Genomic DNA, 24,344 nt, shown 5'->3' with positions numbered 1-24,344 from the left:
ACTCCAACGCCAACTCCGACTCCAACGCCAACTCCGACTCCAACGCCAACTCCGACTCCAACGCCAACTCCGACTCCAACGCCAACTCCGACTCCAACGCCAACTCCGACTCCAACGCCAACTCCGACTCCAACGCCAACTCCGACTCCAACGCCAACTCCGACTCCGACAACAACTCCAACTCCGACAACAACTCCAACTCCAACGCCAACTTCAGGTACTCCCGCTGTCATTTTCCTTGAACCACTTGGCAGTACCGACGTACTCGAAAGCTTGGGCAACGATATATACAAAGTGCGACTAAATACTCAGCCAACTGCTAATGTCACCGTCGCTATTACCCCTGAAAGCCAAGTTACTGTCAGCCTACCTGCCCTTACTTTTACTCCCGCCAATTGGAATGTCGCTCAAACGGTAACGGTGACTGCGGTTGACGATGCGGTTGTTGAGGGCGATCGTGTCAGCCCAATTAGCCACGCCACTACCAGCACTGACACATTGTATAATAATCTCGTCGCCCCTCTCACAGTCAATATCAGCGATAACGATAACTTAGGCGATGTCACAACCTTGTTGAAAAAGTCAGTAATCGGTTTGACAGATAAGGACGATCGCCTCACAGGATCGGCATTAAACGACATTATCCACGCACGCCCCGGCAATGACTATCTTCATGGCAAAGCAGGAGATGACTTGCTTTACGGACAAAAAGGGGATGACGGCATCAGGGGCGGTGATGGCAATGACATTATTTTTGGCGGCCAAGGGATTGATTTTATTCAGGGTGACGGCGGTACTGACTTGATTTACTCAGGTAAGGGAAACGATCGCATTTACGGAGGCGATGGCGACGATATATTGTTTGGCGACGCGGGCAATGACTACTTATTTGGAGAAATTGGTGCCGACACTCTCACAGGCGGATTGGGTTTTGATGTGTTTGCGATCGCGATCGATACTGGTGGAACAGACTTAGCCGCCGCCGATGTGATTAATGATTTCACCCTAAATCAAGACAAAATTGATTTAATTGGCCCCCTTGCTTTTAGCCAGTTAAATATTTATCAAGGAATCGGCGCTTTTGTTAGCGATACTATAATTCAGTATCAGGTAACAGGAGAATATTTAGCTGTCTTGAAAGGAGTCACTGCCAGCAGTATAGTTCAGGCAGTAACTGTTTAGACTTCGTATGTTGTTGCGCTTTAGCGCTAAAGCGCAACAACATACCTACCCGATTTCGATCGCCTAGTTTGTAGCGTGTCTCAGCAGTCGATCGTACTTTTGCTGTGATTTTCAGGTATAGCAACTGCTTAATGTAAATTGTGTAGCCTGTCTTTGATTTTTGTGCGAGTCAACAATGCAGACTCACAGCGTTCCCAGTACATTTTAGCGACGGCATCGCCCGGATTCTGACGCCAACACTCGGCAAACAGCCGCGCCGCTTCAGCAAATTTCCTTTCCCAGTAAATTGCCCTAGCTTCTGCAAACAATTCCAACGTAGCTAACTTGCCCTCTTTAATTTCTGGCGGGTCAGCATCAAAGACCTCATAAACTGTTACTAATTCAGATTTTCCCTTGACTTTTACCGTATCGAGGGTGCGGATTGCATACTGGGATGGATTTTCTAAACGCGAGTAAGTTGACGGTGTAATTAATAGCGACACCCCATAATTTTTTGTCAAACTTTCCACGCGAGAAGCTAAATTCACCGCATCGCTGATTACCGTCCCGTCCATGCGATTTTGACCGCCCACCGTTCCCAGCATCAAAGTTCCAGTATTAATTCCAATCCCAATCTGAATCGGCGCACAGCCAAAATTAGCGCGATTTTGATTGTATTCAACGAGGCAGTGCAGCATAGCAATTCCGGCTTTCACCGCATTATTCGCCTCGCCGCTAAACAGCGCCATTATCGCATCGCCAATATATTTATCAATAAACCCGTTATTTTCATTAATAACTGGTTCCATGCGAGAAAGATAGGAATTAATAAATCGGAAATTCTCCTTCGGCGTCATAGTTTCCGAAAGCGTGGTGAAGTCGCGAATGTCGGAAAATAGCACCGACATTTCTAACTGCACTTGGTCGCCCAATTCCACATCAATAATGCTTGATTTATCTAAAAACTGAAGGAACTGATTGGGAACGAAGCGCTCGTAAGCTTGGTTGAGTAGAAACAGTTCAGCGGTAAATCTGATTCGCTCAGTGTCTGCTTTTTTACGCTCCGTGATATCTTGAAAGGCTACAAGTGCATAAGAAATATTGTCCTTTTCATCATAGATGGGAGTACCCCAAGCCTCGATCGGAATAATCTTGTTGCCTTGGTGGATTTCCATATCGTCAGCGGTGGCACTTTCGCCCCTCAACGCTCGCACAATTGGCAATTCAGCAGAGGAATATTCCCGATCGGTACCAGCTTTATACACTTGATAAACCTCGGAGATTTGTTCGCTGCTGACGTTAGGAATAACTCCTTTACCTAATAATTGAATAGCAACGCGATTACTATAGTAAGGTTTGCCAGAAGCATCCAGCACTGACACCCCCACTGGAATTGCTTCTAAAAATTGAGTCAGCCTGTTTTCACTTTCGCGGATTTCTGTATAGAGTTTAGAATTTTGAATTGAGATAGCCGCTTGTCCCGATAACAGTTTTAATAGTTCCACTCTTTCTGGGGTAAAAGCTCCGGCTGTCAGATTGTTTTCTAGGTAAACAATACTGACGATTTGAGATTGGTTAATCAGCGGTACACATAAAATTGATTTGGGCTGATGCTTTTGGATGTAGGGGTCGTTGGTAAATTGTCCCGATCGGACAGCATCATCAAGTACCACGCTTTCTTGAGTGCGGGCCACATAGTTGACAATTGCGGAGGAAAGTTCCTGACAATTTTCAACTGAGATTGACTGCAACACGGTAACTTTTTCATAATTTATTGTCCCTTCAGCTTCAATTAACAGTTTTCCCTGAGTTGACAAAATCAGATATCCTCTTTGCGCCCCTGCATTTTCCATCAAATTTTTCATCAAGCTAGACATTAACTTATCCAGCAATATTTCCCCAGAAATCGCCTGAGAAGCTTTCATTACTGTGGTGATATCTAAGTTATTACCCGAACCTGTGGTGGTCACTGTTGCGGTAGTTTTAGTGTTTTTATTTCCCGGTTTTGGTTTCAATAACTGAGGATATCGCGTTTGTAAATCTGTTACCTTAGCAGTGGCTCCCCATTGGACATAACAATAATATGCCTCAATCATGTAGAGTTGGGCAAAATTTTCTTTACCCCATTCTATGTAAAATTTGGCTGCGAGTTCGTTGGCAAGGGCTTCTTCGTTGAGGAATTGATTTTCTTTAGCTCCAGCAATGGCGCGATCGTACATTTCAATAGCCTCAGCTTTATTGCCCAAAACGCGATAGCGTTCTGCCTCAACCAAATACCATTTATGTAGATGATTCATGGGAGCATTTTGTGCCCATTGATGCAGATTAGTTTGATAAATTTCCACTTGGACGAGAATTTCAGTTTGTTCCATTTCTGGCTGTGTGGAGAACAGTGCCAGGTGTGTCAGTGCTGCATAAAAATGAAAAATAGGAGTAAAAACCATTCCCGATACTGCCATTAAATACTGCTTGGCTTGAGCAATGTGGTTTAGGGCCCCAGGGTAATTGCCAAAAACGTAGGCCAGTAGCAGTTTATAGATGTAGGCTATAGCGATACCATTGAGGTCATAGTCCTGATAATGCTTAGGAAGCATACTCGTTTCATCGTAGGCAGTTCCAATTAAGCAGTCCGGCCGACTTATGGTTTCCCTTAAGTTCTGCATCATCTGCCGCGTCATATCCAAATAAGTCTGGGGAGAACATTGCTTTACCTGCGCCATGACAGCGCTGTAACCTGCTATTTCTGGTTCCCAATTGTCTAGTTCTACCCCACCGAAAAAGTGGGCATAAAAGTATAGACTTATGTTGTAGCCAGCGTGTAGAAAATCACCAGTTTCCATGCCAGCCGTAAAGCCATCTTTTAGCGTAGGTATCGTTGCCCTCAAAGATTCTTGGCAATGCTGAATAAAGCCCCCAAACATAACTAAAATGGTGGACTTGAATTCCCGCATATTAAAGTGTTCGAGCAATGAGAGCGCTAATTTGCCAAAGGCATGACCAGTTTCTACTTCTCCCAAAAAAGCACACAACACCATACCGTGAATTGCATATCCCACGCTTGATGCGGGTGCATTCCCAAAGGAGAGCGATAAACTTACCATCGTGGAGCTAAGTAGGGGCATCGAACTCGGCATTCCTATAAAGATGGAAGCATATAACGTTCCTAATAATGGCATGGCAGCCTGAGCCTTGGCATCAGTTATCACAGGCAAGTCAACCAGTTTTTCCACCCTTCTTCCCTGGAGTTGACTGGCAAGGGTTTGTAGCGCCTTGCCAATCTTGGCTTCGTCAGGTTCGGTAGGGAGTTCAACCCCCAGTTGCAAGAGTGCATCTCTGCCCACTGCGATCGCCTCCAACAGCTTGCCCTGGGCTGTCTGGGCGGCAATTGAAATTTCGTAAATTTTAACTTTGTCTAAAATCGTCTTAGCTTCTTGCAACACCTGTGCTGCCATCTGTTCCATGTTTTCAAGGTCAGCATTCAAATAGGCGGCTTCGGCAGCAGCAACATAGAGATTCAGCGTCAACTCATACTGACTTTGCCAGCAGTTGGCTCTCAGTAGCTCAATCCCTGTTTGCAGATAGGTCATTGCGGCTGCGTAGGCGGTAGAATTTCTAGCCTTACGTCCAGCTTCTAAGTTTAGTTGGGCTAAGGCTTCTCGTTCGCTTAATTGATTGATTAACTCAATTCCTTGATTCAAATGCCCCACAATATCAAAGAGTTTTTCTTCTATTTCTATATCCGAATAATTTTGGACAAGTAACTGTCCGATTTTCAGATGAATAGCTTGTTTTTGGTTGTCAGGAATCAAGGAATAAGCCGCTTGCTGGACGCGATCGTGCAGGAAGCGATAAGTTGGATTGGTAATAGACTCAGTATTGGATTGAGCATCTGTTGGAATGAAGCATTTATAGCCTTCTGTAATGGGTAAAATGAGTCCTTCTTGCAATGCTTTCCACAGGGTTGATGCCGTTTTTTCGGGTAGTTCTTCGTTGACTATTGCCAATCTCTCTAAATCAAACTGCGCTCCAATGCACGCGGCAAGTTTGAGGACATCCTGAGTTTGTGCAGGCAACTTCTGCAATTGCACCGCCATAAACTCCACCACATCCGAGGCGTGGGTAAGTCTAACTTGAGCAATATCGCACTGCCACCCCCCTTTACTTCCCCCCTTAGTAAGGGGGGACACAGGGGGGTCAAAGATAATTTGACCATCTTCATACAGCGACTTGAGGAATTGAGTAGAGAAAAAGGGATTACCTTTGGTTTTTTGATAAACCAATTCTGTCAAAGGTTGAGCAAAAGATAAATCACAAATCAGCGTATCTGCTACCAACTGATTTAGATCTGCTAAACTCAACGGTTCCAGGGTAATCGTATTCACCACTGCCCCAGACTTCACAATCTCATCCACAGTCAACATAAACGGATGAGCTGGTGATACCTCATTATCCCGATAAGCACCCAATACTAACAGATGCCCGGTATCTTCCATCAATAGTTGTAGCAATTTCAGCGATGCCGAATCTGCCCACTGCAAATCGTCCAGAAACATCACTAAGGGATGTTCTGCTTGGGTAAATACTTGCACAAATTTCTGCATCAGCAGATTGAAGCGATTTTGGGCGGCACTCCCCGACAATTCTAGTGCAGGACTTTGAGGGCCAATGATGTGTTCTAATTCAGGAATTACGTCAATCAAGACTTGCCCACTCTCGCCTACTGCGGTGAGAATCAGGGTTTTCCATCTGTGTAACTGAGCGTCAGTTTCTGATAATAATTGTCCCATCAATTCCCGAAATGCTTGCACAAATGCTGAGAAAGGAATATTGCGTTGAAATTGGTCGTATTTGCCTTTGATAAAATAGCCACCCTGTCGGGCGATCGGCTTATGGACTTCGTTCACTACTGCGGTTTTTCCAATCCCAGAAAAGCCAGCCACCAGCATCATTTCGGCGCTACCGATACTGACTCGCTCAAAGGCAGCTAATAGATGATCAACTTCACTTTCTCTGCCGTAGAGTTTTTCGGTAATCAGGAAATGGTCTGTAATATCCAGCGTTCCCAAGTCAAATTCTTCTATGCTATCGGTTTCTTGTAATTGAACCAGACACATTTCTAAATCCTGCTTGATACCCAATGCAGTTTGATAGCGATTTTCCGCATTTTTTGCCATCAGCTTGCTGACAATTTGCGAGACAATTAGGGGAATTTCTGGCTTGATTTCGTGCGGGGCAACTGGTTGTCTGGCAATGTGGCAGTGAACTATCTCTAAAGCATCTTTTGTCTCAAAAGGCAATTTTCCTGTCAGCAATTCGTAGAAGGTGACGCCGAGGGAGTAAAAGTCAGTCCGGTAATCGAGAGTGCGATTCATCCTGCCAGTTTGTTCTGGCGAGATGTAAGCGAGAGTTCCTTCAAGAACGTCGGGGTTTTTCAGGGTTGGCGTTTCTCGCGTTAGCTGAGTAGAAATACCAAAGTCGATAATTTTTAATTGTTTTGTTTCGGGGTTGTAAACAATATTCGAGGGGTTAATATCTTTGTGGATGATGTTGGCGCTGTGAATTTGCCCTAAAATTTCAGTTGTGGCGATCGCAATTTGCAGAAATTCCTTGAGGCTAAACTTTCGCTCCTGCATCCATATTTTCAAGGATTCCCCGCCAAAGTCCTCCACAAAAATCACGAGGCTGTTTTGGTATTTTTGCAAGTCATAAACTTGCACGACTCCCGCCTCTTTCAGCTCTCGCGTGATGCGGTATTCGGTGCGGTAGCGTAGCAATTCTTGAGGTGTGGGGTAGCTTTCTTTGAGCAGTTTGAGGATGAGCGGTTGGCGATCCGCTTCCCGAATCGCCCGGTAAACCAGAGAATTGGCACTTTCGTAAAGCAGCTTCTGGACAGCAATACCTGGAATGGAGAGCATATTTATTTTTCTGGTAAAAATTAAAGCTAACTCAAAACGCACCGGGTTCGTTGTGTCGAGAATAGCGCTTTAGAAAGGAACAAATTATGTTTTTATAACACAATCTTAATTTTTCGGCAGCGAAGTGGCTTTCAGGTGGTCTGGCATAGTAAGAGTAAGGAGTTATCATGCGACGTACCTAAGCCTTGTTAATTCTCAACTCCATGAATTGTCACCGTTTCGGTTATCCAAACATCGTTAAAAATTGTCCCACCCCCAGCGCTAAGCAAAATTTTGAATGTCGAGATTGTCACAGGCAGTTTGTTTAAAACCCCAGACATCAAAGGATTTCAGAAGAAACAAAAAATTGAGCGATCGGCTTTTATTATAAAAAATATCTTGAGTGGCGATTGTCAAATTCACGAGGGTGTCCCCGCTGGTTCCAATACTATGTGTGTTTCAACAATTAGGATCAGTCCCCCGGAAAGTTCAATTAAAGTCAAAAAACCAAGGCAAGCTAACGATCCAATGTGATGAAATGTAGTCGTTTTTAGGCAATAAGGGGAACAAGCACTGGAAAGAGCGGGCCAATTGATGCCTTAAGCAAAGAAATTCTAGGGGTGTATATAGGAAGTCGAGTTGAAATGGGTGCTAAAGGTTTTTGGGATTCCCTCCCAGTAGTGGACAGACAATGTGCCGTCTATTATACAGATTTTGGGGCCACCTCTAAAAAGTTTTCGCTCCCCAGCGACACAAACCTGTCGGCAAAGATACCGACCCAACTTTTGATATCGAAAGATTAAATAACACCCTGAGGCAAAGCATATCTCGCTATTGTTGTAATAAATTGTAAAAAAGAGTCTGTCCTCATCTACAAAGCTCTCCCATTATGCGGGGATATTCTGGTATGTATCATCATTACAACGCTTTTTACCCGTAAAAATATTTAGGATTTTTCCTTGCTATGCAGGACTACCAAAAAATCAACTCACCTCTTGCTTTTGAAACAATGCCGGCAAAGGTTCGTCCCCAAAATCAAGCAATTCACCAGCCATAGGAAGCCATTCATCATTTAGTTCTTGGCAAGAAACAGCTATCACCCTGTCAAAACTATCGTCGCAGGGGATGATAACTTCATAAACAAAACCATCTTCAGCGGTTACAAAAGCATCTCGGATATCAATACTTCCCGACCGAACCCGCTTAAACCGACCGATAGACATGGGAACATAAAACCATCTTCCCATTTCTTTTGTTTGACTTGCCCAAACTGCAAGAAATATCTGTTCTGACGCATTTCGGCAAGCAAATAGGCACGGTACATCGTAATACTCGTAAACCTCGATAATTTCCAATTTGCCTAAATGAGTAGACTCTGGAAGCAGGCTCATAACTATACCTCACTCAGTGACATCAACAGCTTCAAATAAAGTCAAGGCTTCAACGTTAACTGGAACCCACCAACTGTGGTGAGAATTCTTAGTACCCGGTGAGGGAGTGTGCTTGATTCGTCCTGAATCGGGAGTCAAATTTGCCACAGCAACTTTCATATTTTTAAACCGACCAGTTCTGCGGTTAACTGTCACATCATCTCTTGAAGTAAAAACAGAGAGAGCACAGGAACGGCATTCTTTTTCGCTGTCAGGAAATTGTCGATTTGGGTAAAGTTGGCGGACTGTCAAAAAATCATCAGCCGTTGCAGAATCTTGTTGAATCAGGCGATAAACTCGATCGCACGGCTCTTTAGCGTCGTTTGGCGGGCAATCAGGTGGGAAACAATCGGGCCACTGCATTCGATAAGCTTTTAGATGATGTTGCTCTACTTCCTACTTCCTACTTCCCCTTACCCTTCCCGGCTACAAACTCCCGCAGCCGGAGTAAACTAGCCGTTTGCCCCAAATTCAGCGGCAGCAGCGACACTCCCTCCAACCGAGACTGCACCCAACCATCGCCCCAATACCATTCGTGAAACCCGTCAATTCCCTGACTCAATAACAGCCGCAGACAATTGTGCTCAACAATATCAACGTGATGCTGAACTGCCACGGGGCCCAGCCAACTTGTAAAGGTCAAACCTTGAGCAAATTCTTCCGGCAAACCGCTAGACAACTGCTGCGGCCACAGCCACTGCTGCAATTGAGTTGGACGCAACAAGCTGTCTCTAATCGCTGTTTCGGAAGCTTCAAGCTCAATCCGCAGGTTGCTTTGTTGAAAATTACCGAGCATAAGAATTTTAGATATAACTGCAAGTAACTTTAATGTAACTTATTGGACTGGTTCTAACCTATTCCGGGCGGGCTCTTCGGCTCAACCCCTACTCCCCACAAGCAGAAAATTCACTCTTTGTGGAACAGCCTAGGGAAGCTTGTTCATGTCCGGGCGGGCTCTTCGGCCCAACCCCTACTCCCCACAAGCAGAAAATTCACTCTTTGTGGAACAGGCATCTTGCCTGTTCTTAGAAAATAGGGCAAAATGTTCGATCGCACACCAGGGCAGATCAAGGCACATCACCGTCCATCCACCTTCATCTACACTAAAAAATTTAAGATATTCGATCGCACCTACTGCCCGAAACCCAATTTTCGTATCGAACTGTTAAGCTCTGTTTCATTTCATTGAAATCTCCCCTGCTTCACGCCACCGCATCCCAAGTCCGTGATACCATCACACCTGAGTAATGCCTATAGAAAAAAACTGGAGAGAAAAGCTTTGACACTAAGGGTTGCAGTAGTAGGTTCAGGCCCTGCGGGTTCTTCCGCCGCCGAAACATTGGTAAAAGCAGGCATCGAAACATACCTATTCGAGCGTAAATTAGACAACGCCAAACCCTGCGGTGGGGCGATTCCCCTGTGCATGGTCAGCGAATTTGACTTGCCGCAAAGTATTATTGACCGCCAAGTCAGAAAAATGAAAATGATCTCCCCCTCCAATGTCGAGGTGGACATCAATATTGAAAACGCACACGAATACATCGGTATGTGCCGCCGCGAAGTGCTCGATGGCTTCATGCGCGATCGCGCCGCTTCCTTGGGTGCAAAACTGATTAACGGCACCGTTCACAAATTAGAAATTCCCGGCAACAATACAGACCCCTACACTCTCCACTATGCCGACCACTCCGACGGCAGCGCAATGGGTATTCAGAAAACTCTGAAAGTGGATTTGGTAATTGGGGCTGACGGCGCTAACTCTCGCGTAGCAAAGGCGATCGACGCTGGCGACTACAATTATGCGATCGCCTTCCAAGAGCGCATCCGCCTGCCGGAAGATAAAATGGCTTACTACGAAGACTTAGCCGAAATGTACGTCGGCGACGACGTATCTACCGACTTCTACGCTTGGGTGTTCCCCAAATACGACCACGTAGCCGTCGGTACCGGCACGATGAAAGTCAATCAAGCCAGCATCAAAAAGCTGCAAGCAGGCGTCCGCGCCCGCGCTGCCAAAAAACTGATGGGCGGTGAGATTATTAAAGTGGAAGCTCACCCCATCCCGGAACATCCGCGTCCTCGCCGGGTTGTCGGCCGAGTTGCTCTCGTAGGCGACGCCGCAGGTTACGTTACCAAGTCTTCTGGCGAAGGTATCTATTTTGCCGCCAAGTCTGGCCGGATGTGCGCCGAAACTATTGTTGAGATTTCCAATAAAGGCGCGCGCATTCCGACTGAAGAGGAAATCAAGCTTTACCTGAAGCGGTGGGATAAAGCCTACGGCATTACTTACAAAGTTCTCGACATTTTGCAGCGCGTGTTCTACCGTTCCGACGCTACCCGCGAAGCTTTTGTGGAAATGTGTGCCGATCGCGATGTGCAGAAACTCACATTCGATAGCTACTTGTATAAAACAGTAGTACCAGCAAATCCTTTCATCCAGATGAAGATTACTGCGAAAACCATTGGTAGCTTGTTGCGTGGCAATGCTTTAGCGCCTTAATTGCCTGCTGGAGAACTTCCCCCAGCTCCCCGACTTTTTGGAGAAGTCGGGGAACTCAAATTTTATCGCACATTGTATAAAAAAGCGCGATCGGTTAAAAAGCCGATCGCGCTTTTTTAGATATACTCTTAGTCTGCGGAGGCAGACTTTGTGTGTGTAGTAGCGGTTTCAACCGCCGAGTAACAGCAAACCGATGATTAATTCAAGTTCAACTGCACTAAAGTATCGGGGGCGAGGAAGTGGGAAATGTGATAAGCTCGCTCTTCTGTTTTTAGCAGGATTTTTTCGTAGAGGTAGCGGGTAGCTCGATCGCCCAAACTTTCTGCTTGTCCTGCTTGACGCCGCAGCAAACCAAGGATAGCTTGCTCTGCAATTAAATCGTGTTCTAGCATTTGGCGGCAGGAATATACGCCGTCGGCTTCCGGCTCAAAACAGCACAACTCAGCTAACTTGCTAAAGCTAGCTGCTGGTATGCCGCCCAACCCGTTTAACCGTTCGCCCAACTCGTGGACGCTATCTTGAGCTTCTCCGTAGCTTTCTTCAAAGAATTTGTGCAAGGAGTAAAATTCTGCCCCTTCCACCACAAAATGATGTTTTTGATATTGCAGGTATAAAGCCTGAAAACTGGCCAGCAGCGCGTTCATTCCTTCACAAATCGGTGCTGTGACTGAATGTTCCAGTAGAACTGGGTTTTCGGCTATGTGGCCAAATGGTCTCAATGCACTCTGAGTCTGGGCCATGTGTGTTCTCCTCTCAATAGGCAGTTTTGTTGCCAATAGACTTCAGTCTAGCACCCTAGATTTACCAGTCAAGTAGCGTCTACCTCGATAGTAGAAAATTTTGTACAGTAGGAAAATTTTTTTCTAAACCTATTGAGAATTATTAGCAGTTGGGTTATGCTTAAAAAGATTCTCGTTCTGAACGCTTCCTGAAAATGGGGCGAACCTTCTGAAGGCAGAAGGCAGAAGGCAGAAGGCAAAAGGCAGAATTTTTCAGGAAGGGCTTTTGATAATCCTTGAGGTTCTGCTGAAATCTGGCTTTTAACTTCTCCACGCTACCAGTCAGGAGCAAAAATTAATGCAAATTATTACTGTTGTTAAAAAATGAATCCAGCAGATCCAGAATTAGAAGTTTGTGACATTGTGCAAGTGGGTTGGCTAGATAGGTGGCAAGTTTACAAACGCTTGCAAGAGCTAGAAATTCCCTGCTGGTGTGCGGTTGACCAACCTTTGCGGGCAAAAGTCAACACTGCTAAACAAGCGGCTCAGTTAATGAGCGTGTTGAGGCAAGTCAGTGCCCCTCGATACGAACTGGTGCAGTGGCTGGAATGCTGCTGGCAAATTGGGTAAAGGTAGAAGGAAGTTCGGCAACGAGCAGCGTACAAGATGTAACGGATGTAACGGATTTAAAGGAGTCATAACAATGTATAAATCTGGCAAGCAAGTTTCCGAATTCAGTTTAGAAGGAGAAATCCTCGGCCTAATTATTGAAGATGGTTGCAAACTTAAATATTTGCGAATTAGCAACGATCGGGGAGTAGAATATCTTGTTAAACTTTGCAAGGAATTGCGGGCATTTCTGTCGCCTATTTTGACACCGGGGTTGAGAGTTCAAGTTGTAGGTGAGAAAGAACTTAACTTGAAAAACGGTAAAATAAAACTTAAAGCTCGCAGCCTCAAGCTGGCTCAGGGTCACAACGATCGATCGCACGAACAGCTCGACTCCACCAATGGGCCTGTTGCGGTATTGACATCCGACGATCGCGCGATCGCTAAAACCGAAGTCAGCTCTCCCACAGCAGCTCAAACTGTAAAAGCTCCGGCAAAAACCCAAACCAAAATATTAGTATGTCAAAAATCAGACTGCCTGAAGCGGGGCGCTGGAGGAGTCTGTAAAGCTTTAGAAAATGCTTTGAATGCGCGCGGTTTAGAAGACGAAGTGACAGTACAGGGAACCGGATGTCTCAAACAGTGTAAAGCAGGCCCAAATATAGTTGTGATGCCGGACAAAACTCGCTACACTCGCATTGCACCGGCAGAAGTTCCAGCAATCATTGACAAACATTTTTCAGTTGTTAAAGCTTAGGCGATCGCACGGATAGCGAAACAGTGCGTTAGAGATCGGGAAAAATTATTTTAATAGGACTCTGGGCGAAAAACTCACGTCTGTAGGGCGATCGCAGGCGCATCTTACGCCTTAATTTGAGTTCGGGTTGTAGTTCGATCGATCGCGCCACTCGATTCAGACGCTATTGTCCTAAAAAACAGAAAAAATGACAACAACTATCACTGAGGGGCTTCCTTCTGTAGAATCTCTAAGGATAGACTGTATCTGAGACCCTGTGAGTATTGGGATAAAAAGCCATGTCAGAAGCTGATCTTCGAGCCCATCAGCACCAACCGCACCCTGCTGTTCCATCCGATACCGAACCATTTCATTCAGATTTTGCTGCTACTGGGGGTTTTGAGCCGATCGCCCCCGATGCGACAGACACTCCCGCAACGGTTCCCCAACAGCCAGAAGAAGACTGGCAAACAGTAGATTTTCCCAACGCCATCAGCGTAGATGCAATTCCCACAAAACCTGAAACAAAAAATTCGCAATCTCCGACACAGCCGACTGAGGCGGGCTCGCCCCCGATGTCAGAGAATCTAAAAAATCTGCTTGGGAATGCCGAACAGGCCAAGGGCAAAGGATCGACCCCAGTCACCCTTATGCAAGCGCTGCACGAATGCAACCGCGACCTTTTACAGCGCATCGCGCAGCTAGAAACAGCTCTGGAAGAGTCCCAAAAAACCTTGCAGAATCGCGAAACTTTGCTAGAACAGCGGACTGCAGAACTCGAAAATACTCAAGAACAATTGACGCGGTTGTTTGGCAAAGTGGAAGTTTCCCATCAAACCCTCCAAAGTCAAGAAATTTTAGTCGAAAGTTTAAGAAGTCAGTTGGCAACCAGCCAAGTCAGGCTAGCGACTGTTGAGCGAGAATGTGCGTCTACTGTGCAGCGCTACAACGAACAGTTACACCAGTTAGTAGCCACAGAAAATATTTGCAGGGAATTGCGAGCCCGCTTGCACCGCCAGCAGCGCCACACTCTGCAATTCAAAGCTGCCTTGGAAAGAAGTTTGGACAGGCCACAGGTAAAGTCGCCGAGGATCGAGCAGCCTGACAATAATCTGGAAACCGCCAGCGCACAATTAGAATCTTTGCTCGCGGCGGTCAAAAGCTCTCAGATGCCAGTGCCGCCAGCCTTCAACGCTTCCCCTGTCCAACCTTGGTCGGAACCAGAAGGGCTTCCAGAGGTAGCCGCTGCTACCGAGGCGATCGAGCCTGAATCCCCAGCCAATCTGGAACTCAACAAATTAGCCGAAGTGTCCGGCATTCAATTGCACAAGAGCGAAACCAACCAGCCTGATGAGCCGGCAACTGACTCGGCCGAACCGGTTGCGGAACCTGAACTGCCGATGGCTGAGTCTGAACCCGCCGAAACTGCTACCAAAGTGGAGGCTCAAGAATTGGCTAGGGCTTTTCAAATTTTGAACTCTGTTGAAACCTTTGGCATTCAAGAAGTGCGATCGAGTGTGGCAAAACCTACAGCAGTCGCCCAACCAGACTGGCTGAGCTTGATTGCCAGTCCGCTGCGGGCTTCTAAAAAACGTCGATCGCTAGCTGAAATTGAATTGCCGAGTTTTCGATAGCGAACTGAAGTTGCTAGTTTTGAGTTAAAAGTCAAAACTCAACACTGCTTTGTAAAACTTATCTAAACTTACCTAAAGCCATCTTTAGACACAATTCGGAGTTTACTTCCTACGCTGTTGGGTAGACGGCTAATCCCAAGATAAGTAGGCTATCCCCCTCAAGCCGAGGGTTCCCAGTTTAAAATGTTGATGCTGGCGTTGAAATCACGATCTAAAGATATGCCACAAGCGGGACAGTCAAAAGTCCGAATGCTTAGTGGCATATCTTTTTTAGTGCCACAATTAGAACAAGTTTTAGTGCTGGGGAACCATTGGTCTACCAGCACTAAATTTGCCCCATACATTTTACACTTATAATCGAGTTGACGTTTGAACTCGTAAAAACCTATATCCGATATTGCCCCGGACAGCTTGTGGTTCGCCATCATTCCTTGAACGTTCAAGTTTTCAATCTTAATTAGCTTAAAAGTTTGGGCTAAATAAGTTGTTAGCTTGTGAAGAAAATCTAAGCGAATACGAGCTATCCGTGCATGGAGCCGACGGATTTTATGGTAGGTTTGGCGCTGATTTTGGGAGCCTATTACCTGTTTTGATGCTTGGCGCTGCAAGGTAGCAAGCTTGGTTTTCGCTTTTTTTAACGGCTTCGGCGCCTCAAAGACCTGCTGAGTTGACAGCGTGGCCGCATACTTGATGCCTAAATCGATTCCTACAGCATTCTCAGGTTGTTGAACTGGCAAACGTTCGGCATCAACGCCAAAGGAAACAAACCAACGACTTCCTTCTTTTGAAATCGTAAAAGTTTGAGACACATAACCGCATTCTAGGGCTTCGTAGAGTCGAAAAGTTCCCAATGTAGGAATCTTGATCGTGCTGCCAGCATTTAGTAAAACTTTGCCGTTAGACGAATCAACTGTAAAAGATTGACCGTCTCGGCGACTAGCAAATCTTGGATGACCTGCTTTTCCAGAGCGATACCGACTAAAAGCATCTTTCAAGTCAATCAAAGCATTTTGATAAACTCGACTAGATAATTGATTCATCCAAGCGAATTCAGGCTGTTTCTTGACGTAGTGGGTGAGAACTTTTTTGACTTCGTTAAGTACCTGTGAGTCCGTGAATTGTCCCCCGCTATACATTTGAGTCCGCAAGCTCAACCCCATGTTAAACACTACCCGCCGAAATCCTGCGTGTTTTGCCATCAAGGTCGCTTCCCGGTTATTCAATTTGAGCGCTCGCTTGACGGCAAACACAAAACTTCTCCTCAACGATTAACTATGGATATTTTTAGCGAACTATTTGGTACTTAAGTCTTGCTCTTTTCTCCCCTTTCCCATGCCGTAGGTGAGAGCATAGCTGGTAGCCAACAGCCACAGCCAAACACCCGGATACCGGGGTTCCAACCAAGGTTGTACCCTGCGGGCGAAGCTGGGAAGCCATCCGAACAGCAAACTGGCCAAAGCCAGCAGAGTAAAATTCAAGTAACTTCCCAGCCAGCGCCAAATATCCCCCAAGGTGACAAAATCTAAAATCCACAATAGGAGAGAAGGGTTTTTTCCCGCTGCTTCGAGCGCCAGTCGATTGAAAGTTAGCCAGTCGGTTCTGTCTTTAATAAAAGTTTCGGCGACGGCGAGTTTTTGTGCTGCCAAAATACCGAAAAAGGTATTGAGCATTGAATTAATTCTTTGGGGTGGCAAACTGCTGCCGGTAGGAACCATCATGCCTTTAGAAAATAGCCAAGTTACTGAAACATTGCTCTGGTAGGCGCGAATTTGGTTTAAGTGATTTGCCGTCAACAAATTGTGCTTTAATGCTGTATCCAAAAGGTCTGTTAAGCGGAAAAGATTGCGGACAAGAGAGCCGAAGCCGGTGAAAACGAGGGGAGATTGCAAGGATGCTGCGTCGCCGATCGAGACTAGGCGATCGATCGCCACGGAGCGATCGCTGCTGTTGCTGCTAAAATGCCCCGGAATATAACCAAAGGTCGGTTTTTTCCACACCAATTTATCGACATCGCAGCGGCGGTATTCCGGCAAAATTGCGAAAAAATCCTCGTACATTTCCAGCAAAGAACCGGGATTCTCTGGATGTACTTGGTGGTAGTGAAATAGATAAACTGTCAGTTCTGTGCCGGCGCCGGGAAACAACTCCCAAATGAGCTGGCGTCCGCGGGAAATGTCCCCGTGAGTGTGGAGTACATCCCCGTACTCGGAATCCCATATTCCCGGCTCAAATCCTCCGTCGATGACTGCTCCCACTGTCGGACAAACGCTGTCAAAAGTCCGCCCTTCGTTCAATTGCCAAGCGATGGGAGAAGCCGAACCCATTGCATCCACCAGCAGCCGTCCTAATGCAGTGCGATCGGCTTTTGTCGGCAAGTGGCGGCCCTGAACTACTACTTTTTCTGCTTCAACATCGGCTCTGATAAACTCAGTTTCGTCCCAGATTTCCCCGCCAGCTTCTGTTAGCTTCACTCCCGCTAAATTCAGCAATTTCTCTCCGTCCAAAGCTACATTTAGTACCTTCGGTGTGTGCAGAACTGGCGCTTTAGCCACGAGCGGATTGTTAGCATCAAAAAACTTGTTGTAGCCATCTTTGTATTCTCTGGCAATCAAAGTTTCGATTTCTGCCGCAGTAAATAAACCCAAATCAATTAAGCTTTGAATTTCATCCCGCGAAATATTCCACTCGCGATTCATCCGCCCGAAAGGCATTCGTTCAACTAGCAGCACCCGGTAGCCCAATCTCGCCATGACTGCGGCGTGAATCACTCCCAAGGCCCCGCCAATATAAATTAAGTCATAAAAAGTATCGCCAGAATCAGACACCGAAATCGTGTCTTCTACCTTCTTCCCTGTTCCCTCTTCCTTCAAAAACACTACTTGTTTTGGCTTTTGAGGATTGCGAGTGCTTTCGCGCCAACGCTGTTCCCACCAGTAGACGCGCTTGAGGTCGTATTCGCCATTCGGCATTTTTTGGAAGTATTTGACGGTCAATGGGTAATAGGGGGCAAGATCGTCAAAAATTGACTGTTTGGAGAGGTCTATGACAGGGGGTTCCCGGTAGCGATCGGGAAACTTGTTTCTCACAGCAAGATTCAGAGCTTCCAGGAACTTTCTTTCTCCAGCGGGGGCGTCTTCTAGACGAAAGACTTTTAAATAAGTTGTGCGCTGCAGTGACCAGACAAAGGTGGAAAGTTCTGTCGATCGCCAATTTTGGTTTCCTGAATTGGTGTCAGCCAATGCGGGTTTTGGATTGGCCTTTTGAGTTCCAGACTTGAGAACCTCGGCTGTTGTGGCCGGTGAAAGCAGGCGAAAACCGTCAGGAGTAATAATTTTTTCTCCGATTCCGGGATCGAATTCGTGCTGCAACCAAGTGCAGACGGCTGCTGTATCTGGTGTCGGGACTTCTAGATAAAGAATTTCTTGCATGATTAGGCTCTCAATGCTGAATAAATTAATAAAGATGGGGGAGTTGACAAGGGAGCAAAGTAGGCTATACTCCCGAATACTTATTGAGTTTTAACTGTCAGCCGAGAAGTCTCTCGGTATATTTAGAGGGGAAACATCTGAGCGCAAGCGCGAAGTACCCCAAATAAATTACGCCCGCGTGATGAAAGGCGCGTCGGTCGTCGCGGACGAAGACCGACAATTATACACCGTGAACACATTGAGTGATAATGTACCTCATGATTGTTGAAAAAGTTATAAACTCTCGCAGGAAATCTGTTTTTAAATTAACAACTTGCCAGAGACTTATATTGTTTACGAAGGTTGATTATTTCTTATTATCAGTATTGTCTTCGTGACCGACACCAACTATACTGTAAAAAGGTCGAAAAAGGAAGTTTCTTATGCAGCTAACTTACAAATACCGCCTTAAACCTACAAAAGCTCAACTAACAACCATTACAACACACCTAGAGCTTTGTCGCAGGCAATATAACTACCGACTAAGTGAAAGATTTAGATGGTGGGAGTCAACGAGAACGACTATTAACGCTTGCCCTCTGACTGCATCTATAGTTCCAATTGAAGAAGTCTATAAAAATATCCCTTTGACCAGGGTACAAACTAGAGATGGTAGAAAAAAAGATGAATTAGGTAATCCTTTAACGAAAAAAGGTGATGTTTTCTCAAACGTTGAAGGCGGTTATGTGCAATGGCAAACCATACAGTTAGCTGACTTAAAAAACACCAAGAAGCTATTTTCTGATTATAAAAACCTAGATTCTCAGGTTTTGCAGGATGTGGTCAACCGAGTGGAAACTTCCTTTTCAAATTTTACAACACCGGACAAAAACGGCAATCGTAGAGGTCAACCCAAATTCAAGGGTTTCCATTACTACAAATCTTTTACTTACCCTCAATTGGATAATCTCGATATTATCAAGGATGAGCAAAATAGGATTTGTATTGACCTCAAAAAAATAGGTCAAGTACCGATGGTTTTTCATCGTCGAATACCGACAGGTTTCAAGGTTAAGACTGGAAGTGTTATCAAAGAAGCAGATGGGTGGTATATTTCCCTGACGCTAGAAGATACAACAGTTCCCGTAACGGTTGTAGAAATTCAACCGACCGAAGAAAACAGTCTCGGTATTGACTTGGGAATCACCAATTATGTCTATCTTTCCACTGGCGACAGAATTGAAAACCCTAGGTTATTAAGGAAATATGCTGAGAAATTAGCAAGACTTCAAGCGAAGCTAGCTAATAGAGTCAAGAATTCTAAACCTTGGCAAATTATCAAGGGTAAAATTTCTAAACTCCACCAATTTGTAGCCAGGGCAAGGCTGGATTTTCAATTCAAAGCAGCACATGAGTTATTTAGCAAATGTGATGTTTTAATAGTTGAAGGTTTGAGTATCAAGAATCTGACTAGACGCGCCAAGCCTAAGACTGATATTGAGAATGGTAACTTGGTTTATTTACCAAATGGGCAAGCTGCTAAAAGTGGTTTGAATAAATCAATGCTTGATGCGGCTCACGGTCAATTTGTGACCGTCCTCAAATATGTTGCTGGGAAATTAGGTAAGAGCGTTTTGTTTATAGATCCCAATGGAACTTCTCAACACTGCTGGAATTGCCTCAATAAAGTACCGAAAGAATTGTCTGCGCGGTGGCATTCCTGTCAGTGTGGAGAATCTTTGGATCGAGACGAAAATTCAGCTAAGCTGATCAAAAAGATTGGCCTGAATTACAAAAGTGGCGGGGGAACTTCGTCACTCAAAAAAGCCTTTGCAAAAAAGGAAAAAGAAGCCTGCGGTTTAACTGTACCCAGTTGACCGTCAGGTTCGTTCACATAAGTTTACAATGTTCTCAGATTTTTAGGTTTTCGATCGCTCTTGCTCTCGGTTGGCCCGCAGTGGCTGAATATCTACTCCTTTCGGTATGCAATCTCATGAATTATCCCATTCCTACGAATCCTCAAGAAATGATTGCTTTGCGACAGCAGCCGCTGAATGAAGAATTGGTGGCGTCGGCGATCGCGGGTGTGATTCAAATAGCTCGATCGCGATCTCAGTCTTTGGATGAATTGAAGGCTGAGGTACTAGCCGACGACAATCTGCTCGATTTTGCTCAGAGGCTATGGCTGAGCGACATTGTGGCTCAAGCTTGGAACAATTTGCCCTAAATTCTCCCCATCCAAACCACCCTCCCGAACGCTCGCGTTAGACGGGGAAGGATGAGCGATCAAGCCGGCGACAACAAGCTGATGAAAGCTAGATTGTCCCGGAGAATTTGTGATGTTGTAAAAATTATGGTTAAGTCATTGTTAAATTTATCTATATTGAGCAAATTTCATATAGCAACCGCCAAGGCGGCGCCGGACGATATCGATTGCTGAAACCCTCGCTCTCATTACGTCGGCCTCCTGCCTCCTGCCTCCTGCCTCCTGCTATAAGTTGGCTCCCAGTTTCATAGGTGATCTGCATCGATCAAATATTTTAAAATGCCAATAATTTTACTAATATTATCAATAAAATAATCATTTAAATCAACTTCCATAAGTTGATTACTAAGCCGTAAAAATTTCCAATTGGTTCCTGTTGTGACCACTCCATATATTTCGGAAATATTATTGTTTCTTCTTTCATTAAAGATTTGAGCGGCAATCATTTCTGCCATACATTGTGGAAGCCCAGCTTGGATATTATCATTTTTAGCTTCTACTAAGGCGACCACGGGCGCTTTGATTAGCAATTGTTCGGGAGAACGACTAATCATAAAATCACAGAAACCCGTTAATCCTTTTCCTAAATCTACATTAAACTCTTTTCCTGAAAAAAAGCTAATTTGATACTTAAACTGCTTTCTCAGTTCTACTAAAATAGGTGTGACAATTAATTCGGAGCGAGCTTTTTCGGTATTAATTGCTAAAGCCAAAGAAATGTTTTCTTGCAGAGTTTGGCTGAGAAGCTCGCTATACTCGGCGTCGGGTAAATCGGCAAAAATACCAACTTTGTCAGCAATGGTTATGCCAAAGTTGGTTTCAATCATTTCTAGGTTTGTGAATTGGCTGTATGACATTTTTCTTACGAGCCCAGGAAAACTTGACCATCAAAAATGAAAAAATATTGTTGTTATTTTAACATATTTGATGCTCGTTTTCAAAGGAATTTGGTATGAGTAACTTGGCGACTAACGCAACTCTACTTCTCGCTTGACTTCTGCCAAAACTCGATCGCCCCGCATCAACCGGTATTCGGCCCGCCAAACTCCCGGAATCACAGGAGAATTTGTACTGTTTCTTTTGCCGACATAACCCAACCAAGTGCGGCTGGGGGCTTTAATTTCATTGGTCTGATCGGCGATGGTTGTGCCGTTGGGTGCAAATAATTTGTATTGTTCGCGATCGCCCTTGAGCACTCCGTAACTTTGCACCCAAAACAACAAGGCTGGACTGTTTGCAGGGAGTTGAGTCCCGGAAAATTTTCCTTCCCAGACAGCGTTCTCGTCCGGCGGCTTATTGGCAAAACCGGCCCGAATTAAACCTGTGGAAATATAGTCTAGAGGTTTGTCCCAGATGGGATTGCGGGCGATGTTGCAGCCTACCTTCGCGTCGGGGCCGACAAACGGATCTACGGGTTTGCCTTGATAGCGAAAAGTTACGTGTACGTGGGGGAAAGATGCCATCCCAGAGTTTCCCACCATGCCCAAAACAGTGCCTTTTTGTACCTGCGTCCCCGGTTTGACGGCAACGCTGCCTTTGCGGAGATGACAGTAGTAGGATTCCCAGCCTGCGCCGTGATCGATCACTATGGCGTTACCGCATTCTGTGCCTGCGATGTTGGCTTTCTCTGTCTCGTTTTGTAAACGCCGATCGACCACACCATCTCGTGCTCGCAAAACTTTGCCTGCAGCGGAGGCAATAACTGGAACTCCTTTTGCCATTGCTTTGGCGTCGGGAATGGCAAAGTCTGTGCCGTCGTGGCCGTCGTAGGTTTGACGCCCGCAGCCAAAATCTACGGCGGTGGGGCCGGGTTCTCGATCGAAATACAGCAATACAAAACAATCTTTGCCTAGGGTACAGTCGATCGGCTGGCCGAATTGCGGGTTGTTGGGCTTTTGGGCGACTGCGGTAGAGACGAGACGCTGGGCGATGGTGTTGGCTTCGGCGATCGGGGCACTTACTCCGCTGTTATTAGCACAGCTAGACAGACTTGTCAACCCCAAGGTCAAGAAAATTGCAGAAATGTATTTTTTTGATAGTATAGTCATTCGCCCGTTGGATGTAAAAGCTGAGGTGGGTAGTGAAAAATCAATTAATGATTCAGAATAGAGGGGATCAAGAATCTAGACGATGGGTAAGGCGTTTTCGTTTCCTATATTTGTTGTATTATTTTGAGTTGGAAATTTTAAAATTTTAATGAGTTCAAGAATGGGTTCTAAAATTCGATCGCTCATTTCGATAATTCGGCTGGCCGGGCTTGCTGTTGCTGCTTTGGGGATGTGGGGATTTGCCACCATTGCCGAAGACGTGTTGGGAAAACAAAGTTACGCTTTCGATACATCTATTTTACTATATCTCAGGAGCCTTCACACTCCGCTGCGCGATGGAGTAATGCTGGGCTTTACCTTTTTGGGCGAGCCGAAGTTGCTGCTAGTGATTTGTCTGACGTTGGGTATTGTTTTGCTAGCGCGCAATCACCGATCGGAAGGTGCAACTATTGCGCTCGCGGCTGGGGGAGCGATCGGTTTAAATTTACTGTTAAAAAAACTTTTTGCCCGCGATCGACCTCAACTTTGGGAGCGCGTTGTTAATGTAACATTTTACAGTTTTCCTAGCGGCCACGCGATGATTTCAATGGTTATTTACGGTTTGCTAGGATATTTCTTGGGTGAACGCTTTCCCAAGCAGCGCTGGTCGATTTACAGCTTGACAGTTGTATTAATTGCTGCTATTGGTTTGAGTCGGCTTTACCTAGGAGTTCACTGGCCTACCGATGTTATTGCTGGTTATACGGCTGGTTTGGTGTGGCTGATTACCTGTATTATCACTTTGGAAATATGGAAGGAATTGCGTTCTTTTACTACGGCTTCTAAAGAGGAGTTTTTGTCACCAGAACCCTCTCCAGAAATAACTAATGACTAATGACTAATAACTAACAACTATTTGCTTTTGCGTAAAACACATGGCAATTCCTTTTTCGTAGTAAGCAGCCTCGTTAATGAAAATTGGATAAACGGTTGATTTACCTTCATACAAGAGCGACTCACCATCAAAGGTCAAAAACATCGGATCGCCGGGATTTAGGGCTTGATAATCTCTGGATTGCAGATCGGGATGAATCATTGCCTGAATTTCTCGGTTCTCGTTTCTGGGATAGTCGATCGCCCCAATGGTGTGATAAATAGTCAGGGGATTCTTTGCAGCAGGCATTGTGCCTTGATTGTAGGATTCTACGCAGTCTAATATCGTGCCGACAACTTGCTCAGTTTGCTGAAATAAAGACGCATCTAATATCCCTTGCGGGACTGCACCAACTTCCAGCGTACCGCCTAATTCGGAAAGCGATCGCAGCAAAGGACTATCATGATTCTTGGTTGTAGAAGCGAGTAGCTTGATGTGGGGATACACAGAGGTTAAATAAGCGGCTAGTTGCAGGTTAAATGGATGATGGCTGGCGAGAATAAATGTTACCCCCATGTTGGATGTGGTGCTGTGCAAATCGATAATTAAGTTGGGCAGATGAGTGTTTTTTGAGCTAAAAATGCCGTAGATTTCTTTCGCCCGCTGCGCTTCATAGCTGGAGAGATGGGGATTTTCTAAATCTTGCTTTCTAAAGCAGCGGTTGAGGTCGATATCGATGTAGCGTGTCCCGATTTCGCAAGCTTTGGGATTGGCTAGCAGGGCGATTGTTTCAAAAGTCGATCGCCCAATTAACTCTGGCGCGCGATCGAATTTCTTCACGAGGTAAATTCCTGTGAGTTCATTTCCGTGGGTTCCTCCCACTATGGCAACACGTTTAATTTGGTTCATAAACAAATAACTTCCTATCCCCAGCGTAGCACCATTTGTCATCTGTTGGTAAAAAACATGAGAAACGCGGTTTCTTTGTGTATTTATCGTTCCCCAACTAACGGGACTTAAACATAAAATACGATAAAAATAGGTTATAATGCTTACATAGCAAGCATATAACGTTAAAAAATGACCC

The 24,344-nt window shown here is 45.4% G+C and carries 19 protein-coding genes; 9 read left to right on the top strand and 10 right to left on the bottom strand.

Features of this window, described 5'->3' with window-relative positions; all coding sequences use genetic code 11:
- Positions 1 to 1,182: calcium-binding protein (locus tag QT990_RS31310; protein WP_445305465.1), on the top strand; the 1,182-nt coding region annotated here is incomplete at its 5' end.
- Between the two features lie 128 nt (positions 1,183 to 1,310).
- Here QT990_RS31310 and QT990_RS31305 read toward each other — a convergent pair.
- Positions 1,311 to 7,076, bottom strand: a complete 5,766-nt coding sequence (locus QT990_RS31305; RefSeq protein ID WP_333142369.1) for an AAA family ATPase — start codon at positions 7,074 to 7,076, stop codon at positions 1,311 to 1,313.
- 203 nt (positions 7,077 to 7,279) lie between these two features.
- On the opposite strand from QT990_RS31305, the gene QT990_RS35935 reads away from it, so the two are divergent.
- A complete protein-coding gene (locus QT990_RS35935) occupies positions 7,280 to 7,384 on the top strand; it encodes an IS1/IS1595 family N-terminal zinc-binding domain-containing protein (protein WP_445251657.1) in 105 nt (34 codons plus the stop codon).
- 654 nt (positions 7,385 to 8,038) lie between these two features.
- On the opposite strand, the gene QT990_RS31295 is transcribed toward QT990_RS35935, so the two are convergent.
- From QT990_RS31295 to QT990_RS31285, 3 genes are read right to left on the bottom strand one after another with little or no spacing between them, the layout of a single operon-like run.
- Positions 8,039 to 8,446: a DUF6575 domain-containing protein gene (locus tag QT990_RS31295; protein ID WP_333142370.1), complete on the bottom strand. Its 408-nt coding sequence runs from the start codon at positions 8,444 to 8,446 to the stop codon at positions 8,039 to 8,041.
- Between the two features lie 9 nt (positions 8,447 to 8,455).
- Entirely contained in the window at positions 8,456 to 8,848 is a 393-nt protein-coding gene (locus tag QT990_RS31290) for a hypothetical protein (RefSeq protein WP_333104410.1), read from the bottom strand.
- Between the two features lie 40 nt (positions 8,849 to 8,888).
- Complete coding sequence (locus tag QT990_RS31285; RefSeq protein ID WP_333050108.1) at positions 8,889 to 9,281, bottom strand: hypothetical protein; 393 nt, start codon at positions 9,279 to 9,281, stop codon at positions 8,889 to 8,891.
- 483 nt (positions 9,282 to 9,764) lie between these two features.
- Here QT990_RS31285 and chlP point away from each other — a divergent pair, with 483 nt between their 5' ends.
- Positions 9,765 to 10,985 (top strand): geranylgeranyl reductase, encoded by a 1,221-nt coding sequence (gene chlP / locus QT990_RS31280; protein WP_333214679.1) that lies wholly within the window; start codon positions 9,765 to 9,767, stop codon positions 10,983 to 10,985.
- 197 nt (positions 10,986 to 11,182) lie between these two features.
- Here the strand turns inward: chlP and QT990_RS31275 are convergent, their stop codons facing one another.
- Positions 11,183 to 11,725 carry a Dps family protein gene (locus QT990_RS31275; protein ID WP_242723503.1) on the bottom strand — a complete coding sequence of 181 codons (543 nt, stop codon included), beginning with the start codon at positions 11,723 to 11,725 and terminating at the stop codon, positions 11,183 to 11,185.
- A 363-nt stretch (positions 11,726 to 12,088) separates the two neighbouring features.
- Between QT990_RS31275 and QT990_RS31270 the strand changes: the two genes are divergently transcribed.
- The 3 genes from QT990_RS31270 (at position 12,089) to QT990_RS31260 (ending at position 14,683) form a co-directional block, all read left to right on the top strand.
- Complete coding sequence (locus QT990_RS31270) at positions 12,089 to 12,334, top strand: Asr1405/Asl0597 family protein (RefSeq protein ID WP_333305334.1); 246 nt, start codon at positions 12,089 to 12,091, stop codon at positions 12,332 to 12,334.
- A gap of 73 nt (positions 12,335 to 12,407) precedes the next feature.
- Positions 12,408 to 13,070, top strand: a complete 663-nt coding sequence (locus tag QT990_RS31265) for a (2Fe-2S) ferredoxin domain-containing protein (RefSeq protein ID WP_333466188.1) — start codon at positions 12,408 to 12,410, stop codon at positions 13,068 to 13,070.
- A 278-nt stretch (positions 13,071 to 13,348) separates the two neighbouring features.
- Positions 13,349 to 14,683, top strand: coding sequence for a hypothetical protein (locus tag QT990_RS31260; protein WP_333142374.1), 1,335 nt, complete (start codon positions 13,349 to 13,351; stop codon positions 14,681 to 14,683).
- Positions 14,684 to 14,841: 158 nt separating this feature from the next.
- On the opposite strand, the gene QT990_RS31255 is transcribed toward QT990_RS31260, so the two are convergent.
- Positions 14,842 to 15,933: an RNA-guided endonuclease TnpB family protein gene (locus tag QT990_RS31255; protein ID WP_333142375.1), complete on the bottom strand. Its 1,092-nt coding sequence runs from the start codon at positions 15,931 to 15,933 to the stop codon at positions 14,842 to 14,844.
- Positions 15,934 to 15,975: 42 nt separating this feature from the next.
- Positions 15,976 to 18,111, bottom strand: coding sequence for a flavin-dependent dehydrogenase (locus QT990_RS31250; RefSeq protein ID WP_333142376.1), 2,136 nt, complete (start codon positions 18,109 to 18,111; stop codon positions 15,976 to 15,978).
- A 422-nt stretch (positions 18,112 to 18,533) separates the two neighbouring features.
- On the opposite strand from QT990_RS31250, the gene QT990_RS31245 reads away from it, so the two are divergent.
- Both QT990_RS31245 and QT990_RS31240 read left to right on the top strand, forming a co-directional pair.
- Positions 18,534 to 19,967: a transposase gene (locus tag QT990_RS31245; RefSeq protein WP_333142377.1), complete on the top strand. Its 1,434-nt coding sequence runs from the start codon at positions 18,534 to 18,536 to the stop codon at positions 19,965 to 19,967.
- A 116-nt stretch (positions 19,968 to 20,083) separates the two neighbouring features.
- Positions 20,084 to 20,317, top strand: coding sequence for a hypothetical protein (locus QT990_RS31240; protein ID WP_190662685.1), 234 nt, complete (start codon positions 20,084 to 20,086; stop codon positions 20,315 to 20,317).
- A gap of 284 nt (positions 20,318 to 20,601) precedes the next feature.
- Here QT990_RS31240 and QT990_RS31235 read toward each other — a convergent pair whose 3' ends face one another.
- Positions 20,602 to 21,183, bottom strand: coding sequence for a hypothetical protein (locus QT990_RS31235; RefSeq protein WP_333142378.1), 582 nt, complete (start codon positions 21,181 to 21,183; stop codon positions 20,602 to 20,604).
- Positions 21,184 to 21,324: 141 nt separating this feature from the next.
- Entirely contained in the window at positions 21,325 to 22,404 is a 1,080-nt protein-coding gene (locus QT990_RS31230; RefSeq protein ID WP_333142379.1) for a M23 family metallopeptidase, read from the bottom strand.
- Between the two features lie 160 nt (positions 22,405 to 22,564).
- Here QT990_RS31230 and QT990_RS31225 point away from each other — a divergent pair, with 160 nt between their 5' ends.
- On the top strand, positions 22,565 to 23,278 hold the full coding sequence (locus QT990_RS31225) for a phosphatase PAP2 family protein (protein ID WP_333301090.1): 714 nt from the start codon (positions 22,565 to 22,567) through the stop codon (positions 23,276 to 23,278).
- 3 nt (positions 23,279 to 23,281) lie between these two features.
- Here QT990_RS31225 and QT990_RS31220 read toward each other — a convergent pair whose 3' ends face one another.
- Positions 23,282 to 24,166: an aspartoacylase gene (locus QT990_RS31220; RefSeq protein ID WP_333301088.1), complete on the bottom strand. Its 885-nt coding sequence runs from the start codon at positions 24,164 to 24,166 to the stop codon at positions 23,282 to 23,284.
- Positions 24,167 to 24,344 lie beyond the last annotated feature (178 nt).

Origin of the sequence: Microcoleus sp. T3_B1 (assembly GCF_036700445.1) — a bacterium.
Taxonomy (GTDB): Bacteria; Cyanobacteriota; Cyanobacteriia; order Cyanobacteriales; family Microcoleaceae; genus Microcoleus.
This window is presented reverse-complemented; position numbering and strand designations above follow the sequence as displayed.

Excerpts from the sequence above, each read along its gene's own strand:
- QT990_RS31225 (WP_333301090.1), top strand. The coding sequence starts at position 22,565 with ATGGGTTCTAAAATTCGATCGCTCATTTCGATAATTCGGCTGGCCGGG.
- QT990_RS31305 (WP_333142369.1), bottom strand. The coding sequence starts at position 7,076 with ATGCTCTCCATTCCAGGTATTGCTGTCCAGAAGCTGCTTTACGAAAGT.
- QT990_RS31275 (WP_242723503.1), bottom strand. The coding sequence starts at position 11,725 with ATGGCCCAGACTCAGAGTGCATTGAGACCATTTGGCCACATAGCCGAA.
- QT990_RS35935 (WP_445251657.1), top strand. The coding sequence starts at position 7,280 with ATGAATTGTCACCGTTTCGGTTATCCAAACATCGTTAAAAATTGTCCC.
- QT990_RS31240 (WP_190662685.1), top strand. The coding sequence starts at position 20,084 with ATGAATTATCCCATTCCTACGAATCCTCAAGAAATGATTGCTTTGCGA.
- QT990_RS31290 (WP_333104410.1), bottom strand. The coding sequence starts at position 8,848 with ATGCAGTGGCCCGATTGTTTCCCACCTGATTGCCCGCCAAACGACGCT.
- QT990_RS31245 (WP_333142377.1), top strand. The coding sequence starts at position 18,534 with ATGCAGCTAACTTACAAATACCGCCTTAAACCTACAAAAGCTCAACTA.
- QT990_RS31295 (WP_333142370.1), bottom strand. The coding sequence starts at position 8,446 with ATGAGCCTGCTTCCAGAGTCTACTCATTTAGGCAAATTGGAAATTATC.
- QT990_RS31220 (WP_333301088.1), bottom strand. The coding sequence starts at position 24,166 with ATGAACCAAATTAAACGTGTTGCCATAGTGGGAGGAACCCACGGAAAT.
- QT990_RS31235 (WP_333142378.1), bottom strand. The coding sequence starts at position 21,183 with ATGATTGAAACCAACTTTGGCATAACCATTGCTGACAAAGTTGGTATT.
- QT990_RS31285 (WP_333050108.1), bottom strand. The coding sequence starts at position 9,281 with ATGCTCGGTAATTTTCAACAAAGCAACCTGCGGATTGAGCTTGAAGCT.
- QT990_RS31270 (WP_333305334.1), top strand. The coding sequence starts at position 12,089 with ATGAATCCAGCAGATCCAGAATTAGAAGTTTGTGACATTGTGCAAGTG.
- QT990_RS31230 (WP_333142379.1), bottom strand. The coding sequence starts at position 22,404 with ATGACTATACTATCAAAAAAATACATTTCTGCAATTTTCTTGACCTTG.
- QT990_RS31260 (WP_333142374.1), top strand. The coding sequence starts at position 13,349 with ATGTCAGAAGCTGATCTTCGAGCCCATCAGCACCAACCGCACCCTGCT.
- QT990_RS31250 (WP_333142376.1), bottom strand. The coding sequence starts at position 18,111 with ATGCAAGAAATTCTTTATCTAGAAGTCCCGACACCAGATACAGCAGCC.
- QT990_RS31265 (WP_333466188.1), top strand. The coding sequence starts at position 12,408 with ATGTATAAATCTGGCAAGCAAGTTTCCGAATTCAGTTTAGAAGGAGAA.